The 416-nt window shown below is 31.7% G+C and carries 1 protein-coding gene; it reads right to left on the reverse strand.

The annotated features are described in order from the left end of the window. On the reverse strand, positions 1-416 hold a 416-nt coding region (locus tag FUA24_RS23250; RefSeq protein WP_317131968.1), incomplete at both ends, for a CarD family transcriptional regulator.

Here is a 416-nt window from a genome sequence, read left to right on the forward strand (position 1 = left end):
CTTTTGCTTTTGTTTTTTGTTTTAAGGTTTTCCAAGCATTGCTACCTAGTTTGTATACCTTTGGTGGCTTGCCATCTTTACCATTATATTTTGTTATTTTATGAAGTGAATGTATGCTTAAATACAGCACATCGCGCTCTCCATAAATAAGCTTTATTGCCTCTTGTTTTTTGCCTTCAACATCAATTTTTTGAAGTCCGCCAAAACGCCCAATACCATGATCAATATGTGTAACGTAATCTCCAATATCTAAATTAGTAAGCTCCTTTAAAGTTATGGCTTGCTTTTTGGCATAACCATTTTTTATACTGAATTTATGGTAACGTTCAAATATTTGATGATCGGTGTAACAAACTATTTTATTTTCATGATCTACAAAACCTTGATGTAGTGATAAAATTACTGTGTTATATGGT

The sequence above is a fragment of the Seonamhaeicola marinus genome (genome assembly GCF_008085455.1).